The organism is Flavobacterium degerlachei (genome assembly GCF_900106645.1).
Lineage (GTDB): Bacteria > Bacteroidota > Bacteroidia > Flavobacteriales > Flavobacteriaceae > Flavobacterium > Flavobacterium degerlachei.
Window position 1 is genome coordinate 166,838 of the sequence record NZ_FNMV01000002.1, and the last position, 24,849, is coordinate 191,686.

The 24,849-nt window shown below is 35.5% G+C and carries 15 protein-coding genes; 14 read left to right on the top strand and 1 reads right to left on the bottom strand.

Annotated elements, in window-relative coordinates:
• Positions 1–2: 2 nt before the first annotated feature.
• Positions 3–3,506 carry a PAS domain S-box protein gene (locus BLV91_RS02875; RefSeq protein ID WP_091429431.1) on the bottom strand — a complete coding sequence of 1,168 codons (3,504 nt, stop codon included), beginning with the start codon at positions 3,504–3,506 and terminating at the stop codon, positions 3–5.
• Positions 3,507–4,016: 510 nt separating this feature from the next.
• Here BLV91_RS02875 and ppsA point away from each other — a divergent pair.
• The 14 genes from ppsA (at position 4,017) to BLV91_RS02945 (ending at position 24,801) form a co-directional block, all read left to right on the top strand.
• Positions 4,017–6,431: a phosphoenolpyruvate synthase gene (gene ppsA, locus BLV91_RS02880; protein ID WP_091429433.1), complete on the top strand. Its 2,415-nt coding sequence runs from the start codon at positions 4,017–4,019 to the stop codon at positions 6,429–6,431.
• 23 nt (positions 6,432–6,454) lie between these two features.
• Positions 6,455–7,210, top strand: coding sequence for an SDR family oxidoreductase (locus tag BLV91_RS02885; protein WP_091429436.1), 756 nt, complete (start codon positions 6,455–6,457; stop codon positions 7,208–7,210).
• A gap of 25 nt (positions 7,211–7,235) precedes the next feature.
• The gene (locus BLV91_RS02890; protein ID WP_091429438.1) at positions 7,236–8,759 is read left to right on the top strand and encodes a trypsin-like peptidase domain-containing protein; all 1,524 of its coding nucleotides are present in this window, start codon (positions 7,236–7,238) and stop codon (positions 8,757–8,759) included.
• Between the two features lie 111 nt (positions 8,760–8,870).
• Positions 8,871–9,131, top strand: a complete 261-nt coding sequence (locus BLV91_RS02895; protein ID WP_091429441.1) for a zinc ribbon domain-containing protein — start codon at positions 8,871–8,873, stop codon at positions 9,129–9,131.
• 110 nt (positions 9,132–9,241) lie between these two features.
• A complete protein-coding gene (locus BLV91_RS02900; RefSeq protein ID WP_245709594.1) occupies positions 9,242–10,219 on the top strand; it encodes a 2-hydroxyacid dehydrogenase in 978 nt (325 codons plus the stop codon).
• Positions 10,220–10,312: 93 nt separating this feature from the next.
• Positions 10,313–12,889, top strand: coding sequence for a cation-translocating P-type ATPase (locus BLV91_RS02905; RefSeq protein WP_091429445.1), 2,577 nt, complete (start codon positions 10,313–10,315; stop codon positions 12,887–12,889).
• A 199-nt stretch (positions 12,890–13,088) separates the two neighbouring features.
• Complete coding sequence (locus BLV91_RS02910) at positions 13,089–14,189, top strand: site-2 protease family protein (RefSeq protein WP_091429447.1); 1,101 nt, start codon at positions 13,089–13,091, stop codon at positions 14,187–14,189.
• Entirely contained in the window at positions 14,179–15,342 is a 1,164-nt protein-coding gene (locus BLV91_RS02915) for a phospholipase D-like domain-containing protein (protein ID WP_091429450.1), read from the top strand. The genes BLV91_RS02910 and BLV91_RS02915 overlap by 11 nt, the downstream gene beginning before the upstream one ends.
• A 192-nt stretch (positions 15,343–15,534) precedes the next feature.
• Positions 15,535–20,772 carry an endonuclease gene (locus BLV91_RS02920; protein WP_091429454.1) on the top strand — a complete coding sequence of 1,746 codons (5,238 nt, stop codon included), beginning with the start codon at positions 15,535–15,537 and terminating at the stop codon, positions 20,770–20,772.
• A gap of 233 nt (positions 20,773–21,005) precedes the next feature.
• A complete protein-coding gene (locus tag BLV91_RS17235) occupies positions 21,006–21,134 on the top strand; it encodes a hypothetical protein (protein ID WP_262488596.1) in 129 nt (42 codons plus the stop codon).
• A gap of 183 nt (positions 21,135–21,317) precedes the next feature.
• Positions 21,318–22,379, top strand: coding sequence for a reverse transcriptase domain-containing protein (locus tag BLV91_RS02925; protein WP_091429458.1), 1,062 nt, complete (start codon positions 21,318–21,320; stop codon positions 22,377–22,379).
• A gap of 549 nt (positions 22,380–22,928) precedes the next feature.
• Entirely contained in the window at positions 22,929–23,387 is a 459-nt protein-coding gene (locus tag BLV91_RS02935; protein ID WP_091429460.1) for a DinB family protein, read from the top strand.
• 218 nt (positions 23,388–23,605) lie between these two features.
• Complete coding sequence (locus BLV91_RS02940) at positions 23,606–24,511, top strand: DnaJ C-terminal domain-containing protein (protein WP_091429462.1); 906 nt, start codon at positions 23,606–23,608, stop codon at positions 24,509–24,511.
• Complete coding sequence (locus BLV91_RS02945; RefSeq protein ID WP_091429464.1) at positions 24,508–24,801, top strand: chaperone modulator CbpM; 294 nt, start codon at positions 24,508–24,510, stop codon at positions 24,799–24,801. The genes BLV91_RS02940 and BLV91_RS02945 overlap by 4 nt, the downstream gene beginning before the upstream one ends.
• Positions 24,802–24,849 lie beyond the last annotated feature (48 nt).

The following is a 24,849-nucleotide window of genomic DNA, read 5'->3' on the forward strand; positions in this document are numbered from 1 at the left end:
ATTTATTTGGGAAGCGTAAAAATAAAGCTTGCTCCCTCGTTTTCTTTCGATTTGATTTTGATACTCCCCCCTTTTTCTTCGATTATTTTTTGTACAATCGATAATCCAATACCTGTACTTTCCTTTTTATCGCGAGCTTCAATGGTTTGAAAGACTTTAAATACTTTTACATGGTATTCTTCAGCTATCCCTGGACCATTATCAGCAATCGTAAATTCATGAAAATTAGGTAGGGATTCATAGCGGCATTCTATTATTCCATGTGGCTTGTCATTGTATTTTACTGCATTACTAATTATGTTGCTAAAAACTTGGTATAACAAAATATTTGCTGCGGTAATGACAGGGAAATTTTCAGTTATGGAAATTTCAAAACCCTTCTTTGGAACTAATGTTTCGCCAATTTGATGTAACATCAGTTTCAAATCTACCTCTTCTGTGGCTATTTTTGTTCGCCCAATTCTTGAATAATCTAAAACCCCGTTGATTAGGTTTTCCATTCGTTGAACACGTCCTCTCAAAAGTCCAAAATTATCACTAACCATCGTTGGCATTTCTGGCATATCTTCAACAATCCACTCTGAGAGATTATTTATGGCTCTTAGCGGCGCCTTGAGATCATGTGATACAACATAGGCAAACTGATCTAGTTCCCTGTTCTTTTTTTCAAGATCTACTAATACGTTATCTAAATTTTCTTTGGCTAATTTTTGTTGCGTAATATCAGAACTTATAGCTATATATTGATAGGGTTTTCCTTTATCATCTAAAAAGGGAACAATCGTGGAGTTCACCCAATAATATGAACCATCTCTTGCCCTATTTTTAATATCGCCTTTCCAGACATTTCCATTAGCTATAGTAGTCCAAATATTTTTAATAAATTTATTTAATTGATATTCGGGATTATCAACATAGTGGTATTTCCCAATAAGTTCTTTTTCTTCATACTTGGATATGGAACAAAAATTTTCATTAACAAAAGTAATTACACCTTTGTGATCTGTAACTGTTACGATAGCAGATTCATCTAATGCTGCCCTGATATCATTTACTTCTTTCGATTTTTCTTGAATTTTTAGTTCAGCTAAAGTTTTTTCAGTAATATCCTGAACAGAACCTTGGAGACCAACTATATCTCCCTTTTTATCTTTAAAAGGCCTTCCTATTTCTGAGATGTATTTTATTCTATCATCAGGAAATAAAATTCGATACACAGTGCTGTAATCCTCCCCAGTTTTTATGACATTTTCGTCTAATTTATCCAATAAAACCAAATCGTCTGGGTGTATTCTATTTCGATATGCTCCATACAATTTATCTGCAGCTACATCATCTAATTCAAAGATTGTAGAATGCCCCTTAGACAACAATAGATCTTTTGTGATTGAATTAAATCTCCAACTTCCAATTTTGGCAATTCGCTGTGATTCATCTAATAAGGTATTACTACTTACTATCTTTTGTTCCGCAACTTTTTTCTCTGTAATATCCTGAATAGAACCTTTTAAACCTATTGTTTCTCCTTTTTCATTTTTAAAAGGCTGACCTACTTCTGATATATATTTTATTCTACCATCTGGAAGTAAAATCCTATATTCAGTACTAAAGTCTTTATCCCCTTTTATCTTATCTAAAATCTGCAAATCAGCGGGAAATATTGTTGCACGATATGCCTCAAATAGTTTGTCAGAACTTGTTTCTTCCAACTCAAATATCCTATAATGTCCTTTAGACCATATCAGGTCATTGGTAGCCAAATCAAATTTCCAACTTCCAATTTTTGCTATACTTTGCGATTCGTCTAATAAAGTATTGCTGTTTATTAAATTTTGCTCTACAAGTTTTTTCTCAGTAATATCCTGCGTACTTCCTTGTGCAGCAATCACTTCTCCAAATTCATTTTTAATAAGCTGTCCTAAGGTTAAAATGTATTTCACTCTATTATCAGGAAACTCGATATTAGTGAGAAACTCAAAATTCTTTCCCGAGGCAACACTTTTTGCTATTGCTTTATCAAGTCGAATCACAGTTTCTGGACGAAGTAGTTTTCGATACGCGTCAAATAGCTTATTTGGAGGTAATTCCTCAAATTCGAAAATTTTATAATTTCCTTTTGACCAAACTAATTCCTTCGTGCTCAAATCAAATTTCCAGCTCCCCGTTTTGGCAATACTTTGAGATTCGTCTAACAAATTATTACTATTGATTAAATTTAGCTCCGCTTCTTTTTCTTTTGTAATATCCTTCGCAATGCCTAAATATCCTGTTACATCCCCTGCAACACTCTTGATAGGTGTAACTGACAATTGTACCGGAAATGTGCTACCATCTTTTCTTTTATACGTCCATTCATTTACATCAGCTATCCCGGACCTACATGCTTTAATAACAAAGGTCCCGAATCCAGGTTCCAGCATTTCTCCAAGCTCAATGCTTAAATCTTCAGAACGTTTTATTACTTCATCTAAAATATGAAAAATTGCGGGAGAAGTCTTCCCTACAATTTCCTCGGCTTTATAGCCCAATAATATTTCTGCTCCCCTATTAAATTCCTTAATAGTTCCATCTAGCTCAGTTGCTATCATAGAAAATTCAGAAGCGTTTAGTATGGCTGTTAAATCAGCAGTAACATCAAGAATTTCATTCTCCCTTTGCTTTTCCACGGTCATGTCTCTCGCGATACAGTATAAATTGCCAGTAACCGGATCCGGAGAGGTATTCCAACTTAAAACAATGTATTCTCCGTCTTTACATCTATAACGATTTTCAAAACTAATGGTTTTGTCTCCCATTGATAATTTTTCGACTTCTATAAAAGTTTTTTCTAAATCATCTGGATGAATAAAATTAACAAAAGGGACTCCTTCTAATTCTTCTTTTGAATATCCTAATACGTCCGTAAAAGCAGGGTTTACTTTATGAAACTTGCCATCTACATTAGCAATACAAACGAGATCCTTTGAAAGTTCTATAAAATTCTGAAATTCTTTTTGGGTAGTATATAAATCAACATTCCTTTTTCGTAATTGCAATAATAAAACCACTTGATCTGCCAGCAGTTTCAAGGCCTTCCTTTGTTCTTCTTTTAATATTCTTGGAATTGTATCAATTACACAAAGTGATCCTAAATTAAAACCTTCAGCATCTTTAAGAGGTGCTCCAGCATAAAATCGAATATCAGGATTTCCGGTGACTAACGGGTTTTTAGCAAATAATTTATTCTCTAATGCATTATTTACTTCATAAACCTCATCTTGTAAAATGGTAAATTGGCAAAAGGAAATGTCTCTAGCAGTTTCTTCTACTTCTAGACCTACACTAGATTTAAACCATTGTCTGTCTTTATCTAATAAACTCACTAAGGCTATCGGGGTACCACAAATATAAGAGGCCAGCTGAGTTATAGCATCATATTCCCTTTCAGGCAAAGTATCCATAATTGAATAACTTTCAAGTGCCTTAAGACGATCTTGCTCATTAGAAATAGTAGGAATTTCTTTCATGTAGAATATTTTTTTTTAAATTAGAAAATGGGGTAAATTCCTAATTAGCAGTAATAATACTTTTTGAGTTAATACAAAAATAAAATTATTTTTGTATTAACAGTGCCTTTTCATTCTTTATATCATTCAGACACGAATTTATTATACGCGGTACAAAAGAAGCTTAAATTCCTATCTGAAAATTCTATCCTTATTATCCTCCAAGGAAATGATAAAAACTCAAACACATTTTCCTGTCAAATAACAAAATCACACATACGATTTAAATAACATATTACTAACCAATTACTTACAACTAAAAAACCCTGAAATAAATAGTCCTTTTTGTTTCTAAAAAAAAATAAATTTACTAAATTTACAATAAAGCATACAACAAGCGGGAACTCCTACTACCTTCTTTTACAATCACCTACGGTCCAAGTGACATTAAAAACACTATTGTTTGCCCTTTTGAATCGCTTTAGCATAATTCATCATTTTTTATCACTAATGCATAAATTAAAATAAGTCATGGAAAATTCAAGACACATTCTGTTTTTTAATAAAATTAATATAACTGATATTGAAAAAGTGGGCGGCAAAAATGCCTCTTTAGGGGAAATGTATAATCAATTGAATCCATTGGGGATCAACATCCCTAACGGTTTTGCCTTGACTGCAGATGTGTACCGATTGTTTCGAAAAGAAAACAATATTGAAGCTGTTCTAACGGAATTACTTGTTACTCTTGATTCAAAAACTTACAGCAACCTATCGGAAATTGGAGATAAAACTAGGAAACACATTTTATCAGCTAAACTATCCACAGAGATAAAAAAGGAAATTCATGTTGCCTACCAATCCCTTTGCGAACAAAGTGGTATTGAAAACATGGCAGTAGCAGTTCGTAGTAGCGCCACAGCGGAAGACTTACCAACAGCAAGTTTTGCGGGACAAATGGAATCTTTCCTAAATATTAGTGGCGAAAAACAGTTAGAAGATGCTATACATCGCTGTTATGCCTCCTTGTTTACGGACCGCGCCATAAAATACCGTCATGATATGGGATTTGCAAAAATGGATATAGCTATTTCTGTTGGTGTTCAACAAATGGTGCGAAGCGATAAAGCGGCCTCGGGTGTTGCCTTCACCATTGATCCTGATACAGGATTTCAAAACACAATCATTATCAACAGCAGTTGGGGGTTAGGAGAAAACATTGTAAAAGGAACCGTAACTCCTGATGAGTGGATGGTCTTCAAGCCTACTTTACAAAATAAAAACTACAACCCCATCTTAAAAAGGCATTGTGGCAGAAAAGAATTTACCATGATTTATGCACAGCAATCAACAGCAAATTCTGCCGAAGAAACTACCCTAAATAATGAAACGTCAATAGAAAAACAACACCAATTTACCTTAAAGGACACCGAAGTCATCCAACTTTCACATTGGTGTTATGCCATTGAAAAACATTATAAAAAACCCATGGATATCGAATGGGCCAAAGACGGTTTAAACAACCAGCTGTATATTGTTCAGGCACGTCCGGAAACGGTTTATGGAATCGATAAAAAGCAAGTTCGGGAGATTTACAAACTCAAGGAAAAAGGAACGCTTATCACGCAAGGAATCGCATTGGGAGACAAAATCTCCTCTGGAAAAGCAAGAATACTTCATAATCCACAAGAAGGACATCAACTGCTGGAAGGTGAAATTCTTGTTACCGATTTAACAAATCCCGATTGGGATCCCATATTAAAAAAAGCAAGCGCCATCATTACCAACAAAGGGGGACGAACCAGCCATGCGGCTATTGTTGCACGAGAGCTTGGAACTGTCGCCGTGGTGGGATGTGGAGACGCCACAACATCTATCAAAAACGGACAACAAATTACGGTATCCTGTGCAGAAGGCAAGGACGGAAACATTTATGACGGCAAACTAAAATGGGAAATCACGGAACAGGATTTTAGTCAATTAGCCATGCCGGAAACAGACCCTATGTTTATTCTTGCCGACCCAGAAAGAGCCTTCGAATTGAGTTATTACCCCAACAAAGGCGTTGGTTTAATGCGAATGGAATTTGCCATTTCAAATAGCATTAAGATCCACCCGCTGGCTTTGTGTGAGCCGGAGAAAATAATTGATGCGAAAATAGCAACCGAAATTGACGAATTGACTAAAGACTATACAGACGGCAAAAATTATTTCATCGATAAATTAGCCGAAGCCGTATCCATCGTAGCAGCCGCTTTTTACCCTAAAGATGTTATTGTACGAATGAGTGATTTTAAAAGTAATGAATATGCCAATCTGATTGGTGGAAAATATTTTGAACCTGATGAGGAAAATCCTATGATTGGTTTTCGCGGTGCTTCGCGCTACTACAGTGACTTTTACAGAAAAGGATTTGCTTTGGAATGTGAGGCTATGAAAAAAGTACGCAACGAAATGGGGCTTCAAAATGTAAAACTGATGATTCCGTTTTGCAGAACTATCGAAGAAGGGAAAAAGGTAATCGCAGAAATGAAAAAAAACGGATTGACTCAAGGCGAAAACAATCTCGAAATATATGTAATGATTGAAATTCCAAGCAATGTGATACTAGCTGACGAATTTGCCCAACTTTTTGACGGATTTTCAATTGGCTCGAATGATTTAACGCAATTAACTCTAGGATTGGATCGCGATTCTTCATTAGTAAGCTATTTATTTAGCGAACAAAATCCAGCCGTAAAAAGTCTAATTAGAGAAACCATTAGTGCCGCAAAACGAAACAAAATAAAAGTTGGATTGTGCGGACAAGCACCAAGTGACATTCCACAATTTGCCCAATTTTTAGTAGAGGAAGGAATTGATAGTATTTCCTTTAATCCTGACGCGATGATAAAAGGCATTGAAAATATATTAGTAGCCGAAAAGAAAAATATGGTTCGCTTATAAATCATTTTTAAACAAAATCAATTATGGAAACTGAATTCAAAAATAAAGTGGTGATTGTTACAGGTGGTTCATTTGGGATTGGTAGAGCAACGGCTCTGGCTTTCGCCAAAAAAGGAGCGAAAGTCGTTGTAGTGGATAGGAAAGAAAATCCCGAAACAATTGAGCTTATCAAAAAATCTGGAGGAGAAGTCCTTTTCATTAAATGCGATGTGTCAAAATCGTCAGATGTAAAGGCGATGGTCAGCAAAACAATTGCCACTTTCGGCCACTTGGATTTTGCTTTTAATAATGCAGGAATTGAAGGTGAGTCGGCACCCGTTCAAGATTGTTCAGAAGAGAATTGGGACAAGACAATTGGGGTAAATCTGAAAGGGGTTTGGCTCTGCATGAAATATGAAATCCACGAAATGCTCAAACAGAGCAAAGGAGTGATTATCAACTGTTCCTCAGTAGCCGGATTAGTTGGATTTGCAGGTTTACCAGCTTATGTAGCCTCTAAACATGGTGTTATAGGCTTAACAAAAACTGCAGCATTAGAATATGCAAAAGATGGAATTAGAGTGAATGCCGTTTGTCCAGGTGTAATAAAAACGGCTATGATGGACCGCTTAACCGGAGAGAAAGAAGAGGTAGAAGATCAGTTTATTAGTCTAGAACCTATGGCTCGTATGGGAACACCTGAGGAAATTGCAAATACTGTAGTATGGATGTGTTCTAATGAAGCTTCATTTGTGACTGGACACGCTATGGCTGTAGATGGGGGTTTTGTCGCTCAGTAATTAATTTTTAAAATCGATTTTAATCATGACTACATTAAACAAAATGAATTTTAAAAATAACAGATTCTATCTACTCATCATCATTCTGGTTTTTCAGGGCTGTCAGGCCCAAGATAAAAAAAACGAAAAAGATATTGAAACGATTCAGAATAATGCCACCGCCACTACCAGTAAAGTTTCCTATACAGGCATTGTCGATTTCAGAAACGCTGCTAGATTAGCTACGCCCGGAGTGGTGAACATCAAATGCACTTTCAAATCGCAAAGGCAACAATTAGAAAACGGAGATCAAACCCCATTTTATAATTTACCTGATCCATTAAAAGAGTTTTTCGGGGATGATCCTTTTTTCAGACAGTTTAAATTAGAAACGCCAAATTCACAAGGATATCAATCTATGCCTTTAATTGGTAGTGCATCAGGAGTAATCCTCACCGAAGATGGATATATCGTTACCAATAATCATGTGGTAAAAGGCGCTTCTGAAATCAACATAACTTTAAGCGATGGCCGATCATATGAAGCCAAACTTATTGGTGCTGATCCACTAACGGACCTTGCGCTACTTAAAATTGAGGAAAAGAAACTTTCATTTATTCGATTTGGAGAAAGTGATGACATAGAGGTAGGAGAATGGGTTGTTGCTGTAGGAAATCCATTTAATCTAGCATCAACTGTTACTGCAGGAATTGTAAGTGCCAAGGCACGAAATATAAACATATTAAGGGATCAAGGTGCAATAGAATCTTTTATCCAAACGGATGCCGCTGTAAATCCTGGAAATAGTGGTGGCGCCTTAGTAACATTAGAAGGAAAATTGATTGGCATTAATACTGCCATAGCAACGCCCACGGGAGTTTATGCTGGCTATGCTTTCGCGATTCCCGTAGACATCGTAAAAAAAGTTACTAATGATCTAATGAATTATGGATTAGTCGAAAGAGGCGTTTTAGGAATCAGCATTCGTGATCTCAATAGCAGCCTTGCAAAGGAGATAAAAATTGACCGAGCTAACGGGGTTTATGTTGATGATGTTATAGCTAACGGTGCTGCAGCAATAGCTGGAGTGAAAGCGAAAGATGTCATAATAGGAATTGATGATATCGAAACCGTAACCGCATCTAAATTACAGGAAATTGTAATGCGAAAACGTCCAGGAGAAAAAGTCAAAATATCTCTAATTAGAAACGGTAATGAAAAAAAAGAGCTAACAGCGACATTACAAAAACCAACTGAAATCAGTAGCACACCACTAATTGAAACAAGCGAATTGCTCAAGGAATTAGGAGTCGACCTAGTCGAGATTAATGCGCAGGACCGCAAAAACTATAATGTCAAAAACGGTTTAAAAGTAATAAAACTCTATGATGGTAAATTGAAGAGCAATACTGATATAAAGGAAGGGTTTGTAATTACATCCGTTAACAGAAAACCTGTAAACACGGTGAAGGCCTTTGTTGAAGCTGTGAGAGCGCAACAAGGAGGAATAATGCTGGAAGGAAAATATGCGGGAGACTCCGCTATCTATTATTATGCCTTTGGAATATAAAAAAGGACTGAATATAGAGATTTCAACACAATTTAGCAGAGAAAAAAGGACATCCCAGCATATCTCAGAGGTCAATAATAAATAAACAAATGAATTTTAAAACTCATTACTATGGAAATTAAAATATTATGTCAAAGCTGCGGCATCCCGCTTGATAATGAAGCGATAAAAGGAGTCGAAATAAACGGTTTAAAAAGTGAAGAATTTTGTAAGTTCTGTTATCATCAGGGGGCATTCACGAATCCCAACTTAAAATTGTCAGAAATGCAGGAAAACGTAGAAACCTTAATGAAAAAACTAGACCTTCCTGACGACGCTATACAACAGACTATCAATATTTTGCCTAACTTAAACCGTTGGAAAGCCACCTAAGATATTATTTTATAAAAACGGCCTTAATTAAAAAATGGGAAACAAGATTCAAAAGATAAACGAACAGTATTCAATATGAAAATCTAAAAAAACAAATCATGAAAATTTTAATGTACAGCAGCTATGAATTTGACAGACCAATTATCGAAAATGCGATGCATGGAAAACTTGAATTTGTCTATTCAGAACAGCCCCTCAATGAGGATACTGTACAACTAGCGGAAGGCTTTGAAGGCATCTCACTCTTTACACCTGATAATGCTTCAGCAGCAATACTAGAAAAATTATATTTCTATGGTGTCAAGTATATTACACTACGTTCTGTTGCTTATGACTACATTGATCTAAAAAGAGCTAGAGCATTGGGGATTAAAGTAGCAAATGTGCCTTCCTACTCTCCTTATTCAGTAGCTGAGCATGCTGTTGCCTTGCTCATGACTTTAAATAGAAAAATTGTATTAGGTCAAAAACTGATGAATATGGGTGACTACCGCTTAGACCACTTGATTGGTTTTGATCTTCATGGAAAAAAGGTTGGAATTATTGGTACTGGGAAAATCGGAAGTGCTTTTGCTAAAATCATGCATGGTTTTGGCTGTTCCATTATAGCACATGATCCCATCGAAAGCGAAGAATTGAAGCAACAAATATATATTTCTTACACTACTCTGGAAGAAGTTTGTATAAACTCTGATGTGATATCAATACATTGTCCACTGAACAGGGAAACAAAATATATGTTCCATAAAAAGATTTTCTCTTTAATGAAAAAAGGAGTTGTCTTTATTAATACCGCTCGCGGAAAAATTGTTAATACAGAGGATTTGATAGATGCTTTACAGCATGGAAATGTTCATGCAGCAGGCTTGGATGCCTACGAAGGTGATAAAAAAATATTCCTCAGAGACCTCATCGACAAAAATATTGACGATGAGATTTATACCATTCTGCGCTCCCTTCCCAATGTCTTGATAACGGGGCATCAGGGATTTTTAACCAATGAAGCATTGCAGGGAATTGCAAATACAACTATTGCTAATTTAAATGCTTGGGCATACAATGGCATTTGTGAAAACGAACTGAACTAAATATTGCTTTTCAAATGTTATCCCTAATATCAGACATTAGTGTAAATTATAATTTTGAAAAATGGAAAGAAATAACTTTTAAAATAAATTCAAATGAATTGGCACTTACTTCCTCTTTCCGAAGTATCCCGTTTGCTAGATACAAGTCCTTCTGGCCTTGAGCAAACAAATGCCTCAAAACGTTTGGTCGAATATGGCAAAAATAAGATTGCTGACAATAAAAAAAAGAATATCGCATCTATTTTATTTAGGCAATTAACTAATTTTATGATTCTCATTCTTATTGTCGTAGCCATTATATCTGGTTTTATAGGAGGTATAACAGATACGATTATAATTTTGGCTATAATTATAGTCAATGCAGCTATCGGGTTTATACAGGAATACAAAGCCGAAAAAGCGATGGAAGCCTTGAGAAGTATAATCCCAAACAAGACAAGGGTTATTAGGGCAGGCAATACCATTGAAATACCTTCAGCCAATTTAGTTCCTGGTGATCTAATTTTACTTGAAGCTGGAAATAGGATTCCCGCAGATGTTCGCTTTGTTGAAACCTACCAAATAAAAGTGGATGAATCAACACTTACAGGTGAATCACATTCAGTGGAAAAAATAGTGCAACAGTTACCAAAAGGGAATTACCCCTTAGGTGATCGTGTCAACTTAGGTTTCAAAGGTACTTTTATCACAAGCGGCCGTGGTTCTGCCTATGTGACTACTACTGGTATGAAAACAGAACTCGGCCACATTGCTGAAATGATTAAAAGTGGCGAAACATTAACCCCTTTACAAATCAGACTAGCCACTTTTGGAAAACAATTATCCATTGTTATTCTTCTAATTTGCGCTGCCATTTTTACAATTGGCTGGTTGCGTGGTGAAAATATTCTGAGCATGCTGCTCACTTCTATTGCACTGGCTGTAGCGGCCATACCTGAAGCATTACCTGCTTTAGTAACCATTGCTCTAGCCTATGGAGCTAAGCGGTTAATTAAAAGAAACGCAATCATCAGAAATCTTCCAGCAGTTGAAACCCTGGGTTCAGTTACCTATATCTGTTCAGATAAAACTGGAACCCTAACCCAGAATAAAATGACAGTACAGGAAATTTACGTTGCACCCGACATAAAAACCAAATCACCCCTTTTCCAAAATAATGCACTACTCAATGCAATGGCACTTAATAATGATGTCTCACAAAAAAGTAACGATAGTTGGTTTGGAGATTCCACTGAGATCGCTTTAGTTCAATATGCTTTTAATAAAAACGTGGGAAAAATTGAGTTGGAAAAAATATTTCCAAGAGTAGCAGAATTTCCATTCGACCCCTCAAGAAAATGCATGACGACAATACATCAAACGGAAAAAGGATTTATAGCCATCACCAAAGGGGCTGTAGATGTCTTATTAACCAATTTAGTTGAAACTCAAAAGCCACTGATTTCTGATTTTCAAAAAAAAGCAAACAAAATGGCTACAAAGGGCTACCGCGTCCTTGGATATGCGATTAAAGAAATCGATACTTTACCGAAGACTCTCGATATTGAAATCTTAGAATCATCACTGCAATTTATAGGGATCGCGGGAATGATTGATCCGCCAAGGAAAGAAGCGAAGCAAGCAGTAAAAGAGTGCAAAGAAGCAGGTATTATTCCTGTTTTAATTACTGGCGATCATAAACTTACTGCAAAAGCTATCGCGATGATGCTTGGAATAATCACTTCTGAAGAAGACATAATATTGGGAGGCTCGAAACTGGCTTCTTTAACAGATCAGCAGTTTGAGGATATGGTCGAGAGAGTTCGGGTTTATGCCCGTGTCAATCCGGAGCAAAAATTAAAAATAATCAAAGCTTTACAAGTCAAAGGCCATTTTGTTGCCATGACTGGTGATGGTGTAAATGATGCCCCCGCTCTTAAAAGTGCCAACATTGGGATTGCTATGGGAATAAACGGAACCGAGGTTGCCAAAGAAGCAGCCGACATGATATTATTAGACGATAATTTTGCCACCATCGTAGTTGCTGTTAAACATGGGCGAATGATCTTTGACAATATCTTGAAATTTATAAAATACATTCTTACGGGAAATTTCGGGGAAATATGCGCCATTTTCCTAGCGCCATTTTTCGGCTTACCTTTTCCGTTACTAGCTATTCATATTCTATGGATCAACTTGGTAACTGATGGGCTTCCTGGATTGGCTCTTGCTTCAGAGCCAGAAGAATTAGACATTATGAAACGTCCACCCAAAGACCCTAAACAAAATATTTTTACGAAAAGAATGGCATTTCACATCTTACGCGTCGGCTTTTTAATGGCTGCAGTAACCCTAGGAGTTCAAGCTTGGGCAATACAACAACAGATTCAGCATTGGCAAACCATTGCATTCACAGTTCTTTGTTTTAGCCAGATGGGACATGTTATGGCCATCCGATCCCAACATAATTCCTTGTTTAAAATAGGTTTACTGTCAAATAAACCTCTTTTAGTAGCATTGTCAATTACTGTTGCATTACAGTTACTGATTATTTACATCCCTTTTTGTAATGTTGTCTTCAAAACCCAACCGCTTTCTCTTTTTGAGTTAACAATAACGGTAGTCGCATCAAGTGTCGTTTTTTGGGCTGTGGAAATAGAAAAATGGATCTTTCGATATAAAAACAACTAGCATAAAGTTGCTGTTTAGCAAAATAGTAGAAGTATTCTAAACCAAATTTTTGGTGTTTTGTACAAAAAATTGTCGTATTTTAGTTTAGCTGTTGGGAACCCAAAACTCCCACAACCTACTTACAAGTTATTGATTTTAAATAAATTGTGCATTTTTTTTTAAATTCCTTTAAACTAATTGAAATAAAAAAATAAAAAAAATGAAAGGATCACTGAAACTGGGAACAATAAGAGGCATTGGCATATTTGTACATTGGACATTCTCATTGCTTATCGCTTTTATCATTTATATTAATTACAGGACAGGATATACTGCCTTACAAATAACTTGGTCTGTATTGTTCATACTTTGTGTTTTTGTAACCGTTTTTTTGCATGAACTTGGCCATTCTTTTGCTGCAAAATTATTTAATATTGGAACAAAAGACATTACCCTATTGCCAATAGGTGGAGTATCACGATTAGAAAGTCTTCCTGAGAAACCTAAAGAGGAATTGATAGTCACCTTTGCGGGGCCGTTAGTCAATATCGTTCTGGCACTCATAACGGGCCTATTTATAAGCTTCCCGGCTACATCAGAAGAATTGGCTCAAGAATTATCGGCTGGTGTAAATGCCAGTAATTTTTTCCTTAATTTTTTTATCGTAAACATCATACTCGCTATTTTTAATTTGATCCCTGCTTTTCCAATGGATGGAGGAAGGATACTCAGAGCATTATTATCATTTAAATTTGAAAGGCATATTGCAACAAAAATAGCGGCACGAATAGGGCAATTTTTAGCGATTGGTTTTATGCTTCTCGGTTTTCTATATAACCCTTTTCTGATTTTTATAGGCTTATTTGTCATTATGGGTGCGCAAATGGAGAGTAAACATGCCGATTCTAAGTACTCTCTCCAAGGATACAAAGTGAGAGATGTGTTAATGAAGCAATATATTACCATTGATGCTCGTGAACCTATAAAAACGGCTATTGCTTTATTACTAGATTCCCAATCTAAGATTTTTTTGATTACTGAGAATAATGCACCCGTAGGGACATTAAATCGAGATCAAATTATAGTGGCACTTTCCGAAAAAGGTGAAAATAGTACAATTCATTCTGCAATGAACGAGAACTTAATTTATCTGGATGTGGAAACACTTTTAGAAAACATCTTCGAATTGGTCTACAAAAACAAAAACAATTTAATGCTAGTCTTAGAAAACAATGAACTAATAGGTACACTGGATACTGAAAACCTTTTGGAATTCCTTTTGATAAAAGGGGTAAAATCAAAAAAAGCCTATGCCACTTAACAACTACTTTACTGCTTCTGATGAAAGCGTGGAATTAGTGCACAGTGGAACAGACTATTTTTCACGATTGGAACATATTATTCAAAACGCCCAATATGAGATTCACTTGCAGTTTTATATTTTCAGTAATGATTCTATAGGTACAAAAATTTTGGAAGAATTAAAGAAAGCAGCATCCCGTCGCGTAAAAATATATATTTTACTAGATGGTTTTGGTTCCTTCTCCTTTTCAAAAGAAGTGATTATTGACTTAAAAAAACTTGGAATCAACTTTCGGCTATTTTCTCCTTTCTTTTCAGCAAACTCTTTTTACATAGGCCGAAGATTGCATCATAAAGTGGTGGTTGCCGATGCAGAAGTTATTTTAATTGGAGGAATTAATATTGCGGATAAATATCATGGCACTCCTACAAAAAAACCTTGGTTAGATTATTCCGTGCAGGTACATGATGTAAAAATTGCAAAAGCGCTTCAATTACTTTGCAGGGATCTTTTTTTCAAAAAAAGGTACTTATTCAAAAAAAAAATAGAATCCATTTTACATAGTCAAGAAGAAACTGTCATTCGCATTATTCAAAACGATTGGCTGAAAAGAAAAAACGAAATCTATGATGCTTATATTAATTCCTTTAATAACGCACAAGAAGAAATAATCATAGTAGGCAGTTATTTTCTTCCAGGTAGTAGAATGAATAATGCGCTTAAAAAAGCAGCACGGAATAAGATTAAAGTAAAATTAATTCTGTCTGGAATTTCAGATATTCCCCTTTCTAGAAGAGCTACATATCATATTTACTCTGCGCTTCTTGAGAGTGATATTGAATTATACGAGTGGAATAAAACGGTACTACACGGAAAAGCAGCCGTAGTTGATGGTTACTGGTCCACCATTGGCTCTTTTAACCTAAATAATTTAAGTACTTACGGAAGTCTGGAAATGAATGTAGAAATTAAATCTGCTGCATTTTCAAGCGCCTACTCCATGCATCTCAAAGATATAATAGCACAATGCCAAAGGATAACTCCAGATCAGCTAAAAAAAAGAAACACCATTCCCTCAGGTTTCATTAATTGGCTGTCTTATTGGACTGCAAGAATGATTTTAAGCATTGTCACCTATTTCCCTCATAAGCGACTCAAAAAATTTTACTAGAATCCACAAACTGGTTCCGTTTAAAAGAACAAATGGGCAATAGCTATTATTGATTAATAGCATCCCTTTTAGTTAAATAACTAATTATTATTGAGTGCTTTTTGCTAACAATAATAACAATTTGTTAATACTATTTTTCTTAGGTAATTATTAATATTTATATTTTTACTTTTTTAATAAACTTATAAATATATGAAACACTTTTACTTAAAAAAGCAGCTGTTATTGGTCGCTGTATTTTCTTTTTTAAGTCTTTTATCATTTGGTCAGGTTCCCTCCTATTATAATGGAACCAACATAAACCAAACGGGAAATGCCTTAAAATCGAGCCTTGCCACTTTAATTAGTAGTAATACAACAAATTTGAGTTATACCCCAGGAGTGTGGGACGCATTAAAGCAAACAGATTTAGATCCTAATGATCCGACCAAAGTATTATTAATTTACGGTTACAATGACACTGATGGGGACATCACTAATGACCGAACTCGCTCAAAAGATCTAAACGGTGGAAACCAGGGACAATGGAACAGAGAACACGTATTTGCAAAATCACTGGGGAATCCTAATTTAGGAACTACAGGTCCTGGAAGTGATGCGCATCACCTTAGAGCTTCTGATATTACTTTGAATTCAACAAGAAACAACTATCCTTTTGGTGCTGGTTCAGGTAATGCAACATTAATTAACGGAACTTACTGGTATCCAGGAGATGAATGGAAAGGTGATGTAGCTCGTATGGTAATGTACATGCATTTACGCTACGGAGACCAATGTTTACCCAGTGCAGTTGCTGTAAGCGCACAAAATTACAGTTCGGACATGTCAGATATATTCTTACAATGGAATGCCGAAGATCCAGTTTCTCAAGTAGAAATTAATAGAAATACAATTCTAGAGGGAGTTCAAGGAAACAGAAATCCTTTTATTGATAACCCCGCTTTTGCAACTATAATCTGGGGTGGACCACAAGCTCAAAATAGATTTGACGGAAGTGTTATACTAGATACTGAAGCACCAACTACTCCCGCAAATTTATATGCTACTAATACTACACAAACTGAGACTACGTTATCATGGACACAATCTACTGATAATATAGGTGTTTTAGGATATCGAGTTTACAATGGTACCGTACAAATAGGATCTTCCTCAACGGCAAATTATGTGTTATCAGGGCTTAATTCAAATACAAACTACTCTTTATCGATAAAAGCATTTGATGCAGCTGGCAATATTTCGAACTCTAGTAATAGTATTTCAATAACAACAACAGCGGGAACACCTCCTGCTAATTCTGTCGTTTTCATGAATGAAATACATTATGATAATGCAGGAACAGATGTAGGTGAAGGTGTTGAAATTGCTGGTACTGCCGGTACTGATCTTAGCGGCTGGAGCATTATTCCTTATAATGGGAATGGCGGAGCTTCTTATTCACCTGCAGGAAGTTTATCAGGAATTATTCCTAACCAATCAAATGGTTTTGGTACCGTGTTCGTATCTATAAATGGTTTGCAAAATGGAGCTCCTGATGGTCTTGCATTAGTTAACAATCTAGGTAATGTAATTCAGTTTTTAAGTTACGAAGGAAGCTTTGCTGCTACAAATGGTCCTGCTAATGGCATGACAAGTACTGATATTGGTGTCTCTCAAACAGGTTTTGAAGCAGTAGGCTTATCTTTGCAATTAACTGGTTCTGGTACAAATTATAGTGATTTTACATGGCAAACAAGTACTGCAAGTACTTATGGTAGTATTAATACTGGCCAAACGTTCTCAACAACTACTGTTGCCCTTGCCGCTCCAACAAATTTAGTAGCTAATAATATTACAAAAACTACAGTTGATTTGTCTTGGGATGCTTCCAATGGAGTTTCCTATATCATTCTGAACGGCACATCAGAAATTGCTGCTACAACTGCTACAACTTATAAACTTACTGGTTTAACTTTAAATACTACTTATAACTTAACCGTTAAAGCGGTTGATGCAGATGACAATACTTCTGAAGATAGTAATCTAGTTACCATAACTACACTCAAGGACGCAACTACACCTACTCCAACTGGAACCGTATTTATCAATGAAATTCATTATGACAATGCGGGTTCTGATATTGATGAAGGAGTTGAAATTGCCGGACTTGCTGGAACTGACATAACAGGTTGGAAAATCATTCCTTATAATGGTAATGGTGGTGCAAGCTACATGCCAATAGGAAACTTATCAGGAACAATTCCAAATCAATTAAATGGTTACGGAACCATTTCTGTAAGTATTTCTGGTTTACAAAATGGTGCTCCTGACGGAATCGCACTAGTAGATGCTAGTAATAATGTCATTCAATTTTTAAGCTATGAAGGTAGTTTTACAGCTACTAATGGTCCTGCTGCTGGTATGACTAGTACTGACATTGGCATTGAAGAGGCAGGTACTGCTACTGTTGGAACTTCTCTACAATTAGTAGGTAAAGGAACTCAATATTCTGACTTTACTTGGGAAGCTGCAGTTAGTACTTCTGGTAAAGTAAATAAGGGACAAAAATTTGGTGATTTAGTATTTATCAACGAAATCCATTATGATAATGCTGGAACAGATGTTAACGAAGCAGTAGAAATTGCTGGATATGCAGGAACTGATTTAACGGGTTGGAGTATTATTCCTTACAACGGTTCTGGTGGGGCAAGCTATACTCCTACTGGTAACCTTTCGGGAATTATCCCTAACCAATTAAATGGATATGGAACGGTATCCGTAAATATTCCTGGATTGCAAAATGGTGCGCCTGATGGTCTTGCATTAGTTGATGCCGCAGGAAAAGTAATTCAATTTTTAAGCTACGAAGGTAGTTTTACAGCAACCAATGGTCCTGCAATCGGAATGACAAGTATTGATATTGGAGTACCTGAGGCTAGTACTGCTGCCATTGGAACTTCACTTCAATTGACAGGCGCTGGTTATACTTATGCTGATTTTACTTGGCAAGCTACTAAAAACACTTTTGGTGCAGTAAATGCAGGACAATTTTTTGGAGATGCTGCTGATATATTAGTTGTAATTCCAATTGCAGAAGCTAGAACAAAAGCAGAAGGAGAAATCGTGACTGTAACTGGTGTTTTAACTGTTTCAGATCAATTTGCAGGTTCTGCATATATTCAAGATACAACTGGAGCGATTGCTGTTTTTGACAAAACGGTTCATGGAACAGGTATTTTCAAAATAGGTGATTCAATTACTGTTACAGGTACAAGAAGTAATTATAGTGACCAAGTTCAAATTAGTCCTGTAAGTGCTGTTACCAATAATGGATTAGCTAATCAGCCTATTCAACCAATTACGATCACTTTGAGTGAAATGGTAAATCATCCTGCTGAATTAGTTCGAATAGAAAACACCACTTTCCCAAAACCAGGAGCAATACTATTTGGTAATTCAAATACTGATATTACAGATGCAAGCGGAACGGCTCAATTACGAATTGATGCAGATGTGAATGATCTTGTAGGTTTTGGTCAACCAGAAACTTGTTCAGAAATCATTGGAGTTGTGGGTAACTATTTTGCAACACAACAACTTTTACCAAGAATGAGAACCGACTTGCCTTGTGCAGATAAATTTCAACAATCAGGAAGTGATTTGAGTATTTCTAAAGATAAAACTTTAGATATCGCTACGTGGAATGTAGCTTGGTTTGGAGATGAAACGAATTCGCCTGCAGCTGGAAAACCAGATTCAGATGCTATCCAAAAAGAAGCTGTAAAAAATGTATTGCAAACTTTAGATGCTGATATCTATGCTATCGAAGAAGTTTCTGATGATGCATTATTAGCACAAATGGTAAGCGAGATGAATGATTACAGCTTTATTTTATCTGAAGCTACTTCATATCCTAATGATACATCAGGGGCAAAACAAAAAGTAGGATTCATTTATAAAAACAAAACAGTTGCCGCTGTTAGTACTAAAGTGTTGTTAAAAACAATTCACCCTTACTATAATGGTGGTGACGCAGCTGCTTTAGCTAATTATCCAGATACTGATAAATCTCGCTTTTTTGCTAGCGGAAGATTGCCTTTTATGTTAACTGCCAATGTTACTATTGATGGTAACAAAAAACAAATTAATATCATTGACCTTCATGCTAGAGCAAATACTAGTGGTGACGCTCAAGGCAAATACGACATGCGTAAATTTGATGTTGAGGTCTTAAAAGACACATTGGATGCACAATATCCAAATGCTAACTTAGTTTTACTAGGAGATTATAATGATGATGTAGATCAAACTGTATCAGATGTTTCTACAACTGTGTCTTCTTATGAAGCCTATGTAAATGATGCTGCAAAATATTTTGTACCTACAAAATCATTAAGCGATGCTGGTTATAGATCGTATGTGACTTATGAAAACATGATTGACCATATTACACTTTCAAATGAATTAACTGATTTATATATACCAGAATCAGCAAGAGTTCATTACGAATTTTATTCTAGTGATTATACAAAAACAGCATCAGATCACTTCCCAGTTTCAGTGAGATTACAAATGAAACTGATGAATGTTGATAGCTTAAATGTAACCAATGTTACTTGTAACGGTGAAGAAAATGGTACAGCTAGTATCGTTGTTTCTGGCGGAATTTCTCCTTACTCTTATACATGGAGTACAAATGATACTACAAACGGTATTACAAATATTGCGGCTGGAACTTATTCTGTTATTGTTAAAGATGCATTAAAGAATACAATATCCAAAGAGGTTACAGTTACTGAAGCTACAGCAATTGAGATACCAACAGCTGAAGATGTAACTGTTTATCGCGGGTACAGTGAAAAATCCTGTACTACTCTAACTGACGACGGTATTTCGGGTGGTGTACAACCTTATTCTTATGCTTGGAGCAATGGCGCGACAACAAATGCTATTAAAGTATGTCCAGAACAAACTACAACTTATACGCTAACTGTAACTGATGCTAATGGTTGCATTGCTGTTTCTGAAAGAACTGTAATCGTAGAAGATGTGCGTTGCGGAAATAACCCTAGAAACCCTAAAGTCGAAATTTGCCACAATGGAAAAGCTATTTGTGTGGATGAACATGCAGTAAAATGGCATTTGGCTCACGGAGATCTTTTAGGAAGTTGTTCAGGAAATGATAGCCAAATCAATATTACAAACGTTAATGTGTATCCAAATCCATTTGTAAATAATGTAAACGTTAGCATTAATAGTTCTACAAATGGCAAAGTAGATTTCTTAGTATATAATTTCTTTGGGCAATTAGTTAGCCAGACTACACAAGAAGTAAGTGCAGGAAAATCAGTAACGAATTTAGAATTATCCAAATTAAGAAAAGGATTTTATTTCTTAAAAACAGTAGTGAACGGAAAAATCAAAAACATCAAATACTTGGTAAAAAGATAATGCTTCCTATAAAATAGAGAAACAATATACTTTTGTCTAAAACTAAAGCCTCCAAAATAATTATTTTGGAGGCTTTTTATTTTAAACTAACATTATAAAAAAATTACTTAAAACAAGGCTTGCAAATATATTTTTTCGTAACTTTATTAAGCACTATTTACGGCTAAATAATTTATATAGAGATACTTATAAATAAATAACATTTTCAACGACTCCATAAAAATTTTCATAAAATGGAAACAAACAAGAGATTGAAACGAAAAAGAAAAGAAGAATGGATTTCAAAAGATATGAAGAGTAAAATTCCAAAATTGGATAAGAAAACAATATACGTACCTCTTCAGAACGAATTGCCTTTCTAATCATTTTTAACGATTTTGTTAGCTTAGCTAACATCGGAGCAGTGAGTCACTGTTCTGTAATTGAATGCTTTTTCAAGCACTGGGTTTAAAAGGCCCTCCGCAGAGCTCCGAACCTTTTAAACCCGTATTCCTAACTGGAGTGAGAGACGTAAAAATCCTCACTCCATTATCGATTTTAACGTTATGGATTTTTCACAATACGAAGATGCTTTTACAAAGGAAGCCACAAAAATGGGCTACAGTCCACAGCGTATCGAACGCTGCTTGGATTATGCCGAAATGTTGTATTCTAATGATGTGCCGGTGATTTATAATTCATCGCATCTAGCGGGACTAGTGGGATACAAAAAAGAATACCTAAAAAAAGCAGCTCTTCATACCAAATATTTTTACCGTGATTTTGAGATCCTTAAAAAGAACGGCAAAAAAAGACCAATCTCCGAGCCCTTACCTAGTTTGAAAGAAATTCAGCATTGGATTCTAAAAAACATATTATATAAACGTCCAGTCAGTGCTTTCGCCAAAGCCTATAAGCCTAATGTGAGCCTTATCGAAAACTTGAAATTTCATAAAAATCAAGCTAAGGTCTTTACGCTGGATTTAGAAAATTTCTTTCCCTCCATTGGCATCGAAAGCGTTGAAAAAGTCTTTGCCGATGTGGGATATACTAGAAGTATTTCCGATTTATTGTCGAAATTATGCACTCGAGATGGGAGCTTGCCACAGGGAGCTCCAACCAGCCCCTATCTTTCGAACCTGATTTTTGAAGAAGCTGATAAAGTCATTTCTCAATATTGTATTCAAAAAAAAATCAGGTACACCCGCTACGCAGATGACCTAAGTTTTTCAGGAGATTTTGACGAAAAGGAACTATTTAATATAGTGACTGAAGCAGTTGAGAAACTGAAACTAAAAATAAACCCAAGTAAAACAAAATTGATGACTCCTGACTCTAGACAAACCGTGACAGGAATTGTTGTCAATGAAAAACCGCAGGTAGTATTTCACAAACGTAACGCGCTGCGACAAGCAATGTACTACATCCAGAAATTTGGTATTGATGAACATCGCGAATATAAGGAAATCAATCAAGCCAACTACCTAGAGCACCTGCTGGGAAAAATAAATTTTGTCCTTCAGATCAACCCAAAAGACTCAGAGTTTATAGGATACAAATCTTTTCTTAAAGACTTAAAAAAGAAAAGGGAAGCAAGCAATAACAGAATTATGCCATTGTTGATGTAATGCCGCTTTTCCATTTACTGAAATTAAACCTCCAAAACGTCCCCTCGTAGGACGTTCTCATTTCTAAATTTGAGTACATTGAATATAGAAAAAGAATTAAAGTACAGTATAGATTGTCAAAACAAAACTGACACTTATTAAGATCATAATACATACTTTGATTTAGGTATTTTTCAACTTTGTCATTTTTTATATGCTTTATGCCGTTATTTTAGACAAAATCGACATTTGCCTCTGGATTGGATATACTCTAATAGTCTCGGAAGGCATTACCTTATTAATCTTTAAATTCTTTTGCCCACTAACCATTATTGCTCGAAAATATTCCGATTCTACAAAAGACAATTTTGATATTTATCTACCCAATTGGCTAGCAAAATACAACAAACGCATTTACTCAGGAATCATGGTTATTATAATTATACTAACTATTTATCGAGTCGCGAAATGAAGCTTAAAAAACTGCTTCTCTTTAGCTTTGAATTGCAATATTATATCACATATGATTTCAGAATTTAAATACTACCTAATTTATAAATTCCATTTAATATGAAAGCAACAACACAAGTACTTATTGAACTTTGGCAAGAAGCCAGAACTCGTTTTACAAATAAGTTACAACAAATCACAGAAAATGATTTAACAAAGAAGCTAGCTCCTTGTCCGTATAATCTTGGATTTCTCATACGTCATATCGGTGACATGGAATTGCTTTTTGCAAAAAATGAATTAGGATCCACTGACATTAAGGCAATTGTAAAAACAGATATTGCACAAAAAGACACTAGAGATTGGACTAATCTCGCTGATTTAAAAGACTATTCTGATTATGCCTTTAAAAGTTTATTGTCTATTCTCGAAAAACAAACAGATGCAGATTGGGAATCCACAATTACAATCAAAGAAGCTGGCACTAAAACAAAAGCCGAAGCTTTTGGAAGAATTATTTCTCATACGGCATATCATGCTGGACAAATTTCTATCATACATAAATATGGAAACATCTAGAATTACTATTTTTTGATTCAACTGACAAACTCAATATTTTTCAAACCACAAAAGGTAGTGTACCAAACAATTTCATTACTATAACTTATTGAAATAAAACATTTTATTACAACTTATCCGTTAAAAATTGATTAAATTTGATAGTGCACTTTTCGATTTAGATGAACCTTTATTTCTAAGGAAATTCTGCAATTAAATAATTATAAAATATATTCTAAATGGCATTTATAGACTATTACAAAGTTCTTGGGGTAGACAAAAAAGCGACGGAAGCTGAAATAAAAAAGGCATACCGTAAGATGGCTCGAAAATACCACCCTGATTTGAATCCAAACAATAAGGAAGCTGAAAGAAAATTCAAGGAATTAAATGAAGCCAATGAAGTATTGAGCAACGCTGAAAACCGTAAAAAATATGACGAATACGGGGAGAACTGGCAACATGCTGAACAGTATGAACAACAGAAAAAGCAACAGCAACAATACCAAGGAAGTGGTCAACAAGGCGGTTTTGGAGGTTTTAGTGGCGGTGGCGATTACTCTGACTTTTTTGAATCAATGTTTGGAGGTCAATCCGCTCGAGGAGGTGGTGGGCGTCGTAGTGCTCAATTTAAAGGCCAAGACTTTAATGCTGAACTTCACCTTGATCTAAAGGAAGTCTATACTACACACAAGCGAACCTTAACCATTAATGGCAAAAACATTCGGCTTACGATTCCGGCAGGGGTTGAAAATGGTCAGGTAATAAAAATTACTGGTCATGGTGCTGCGGGATCTGGCGGTGGCCCAAAGGGAGATTTGTATATCACCTTCACCATAGAAAACCACACTAATTTCAAGCGAGACAAAAGCAATCTATATACAACTGTAGCTTTAGATTTGTATACCGCCATTTTAGGGGGCGAAATAACTGTAGATACTTTTGACGGAAAAGTAAAATTAAAAGTGGCAGCAGGAACCCAAAATGACACAAAAGTAAAACTGAAAGGAAAAGGCTTTCCGGTTTATAAAAAGGAAGGTCAATTTGGCGACTTATACATCAGCTATCAAATACAAATACCCACATCCCTTTCTGAAAAAGAGAAAGAACTATTCACCGAACTTTCAAAGTTAAGAAACATATGAGCACAGAAAACTTCATTCCCCTAGAAACCTTATGTAGCCATTATAACGTGGAATTATCCTTTTTCTCCAATTTAGATGAAATTGGATTGATTGAAATCCAAATGGTTGAGCAAACACAATATATTCACCAAGATTCTATTTATCAAATTGAGAAAATGATTCGAATGCATCAAGAGTTAGATGTTAATCTCGAAGGTATTGATGTGGTTTTTAATTTACTACAAAAAATAGATTCTTTACAAGCTGAGTTGCTTTCTGTAAGAAATAGATTGTTACTCTATGAAAACTAAAGTTAATTATGTCCATTTTATTTGTTTTTTACCATTATTAATTAAACG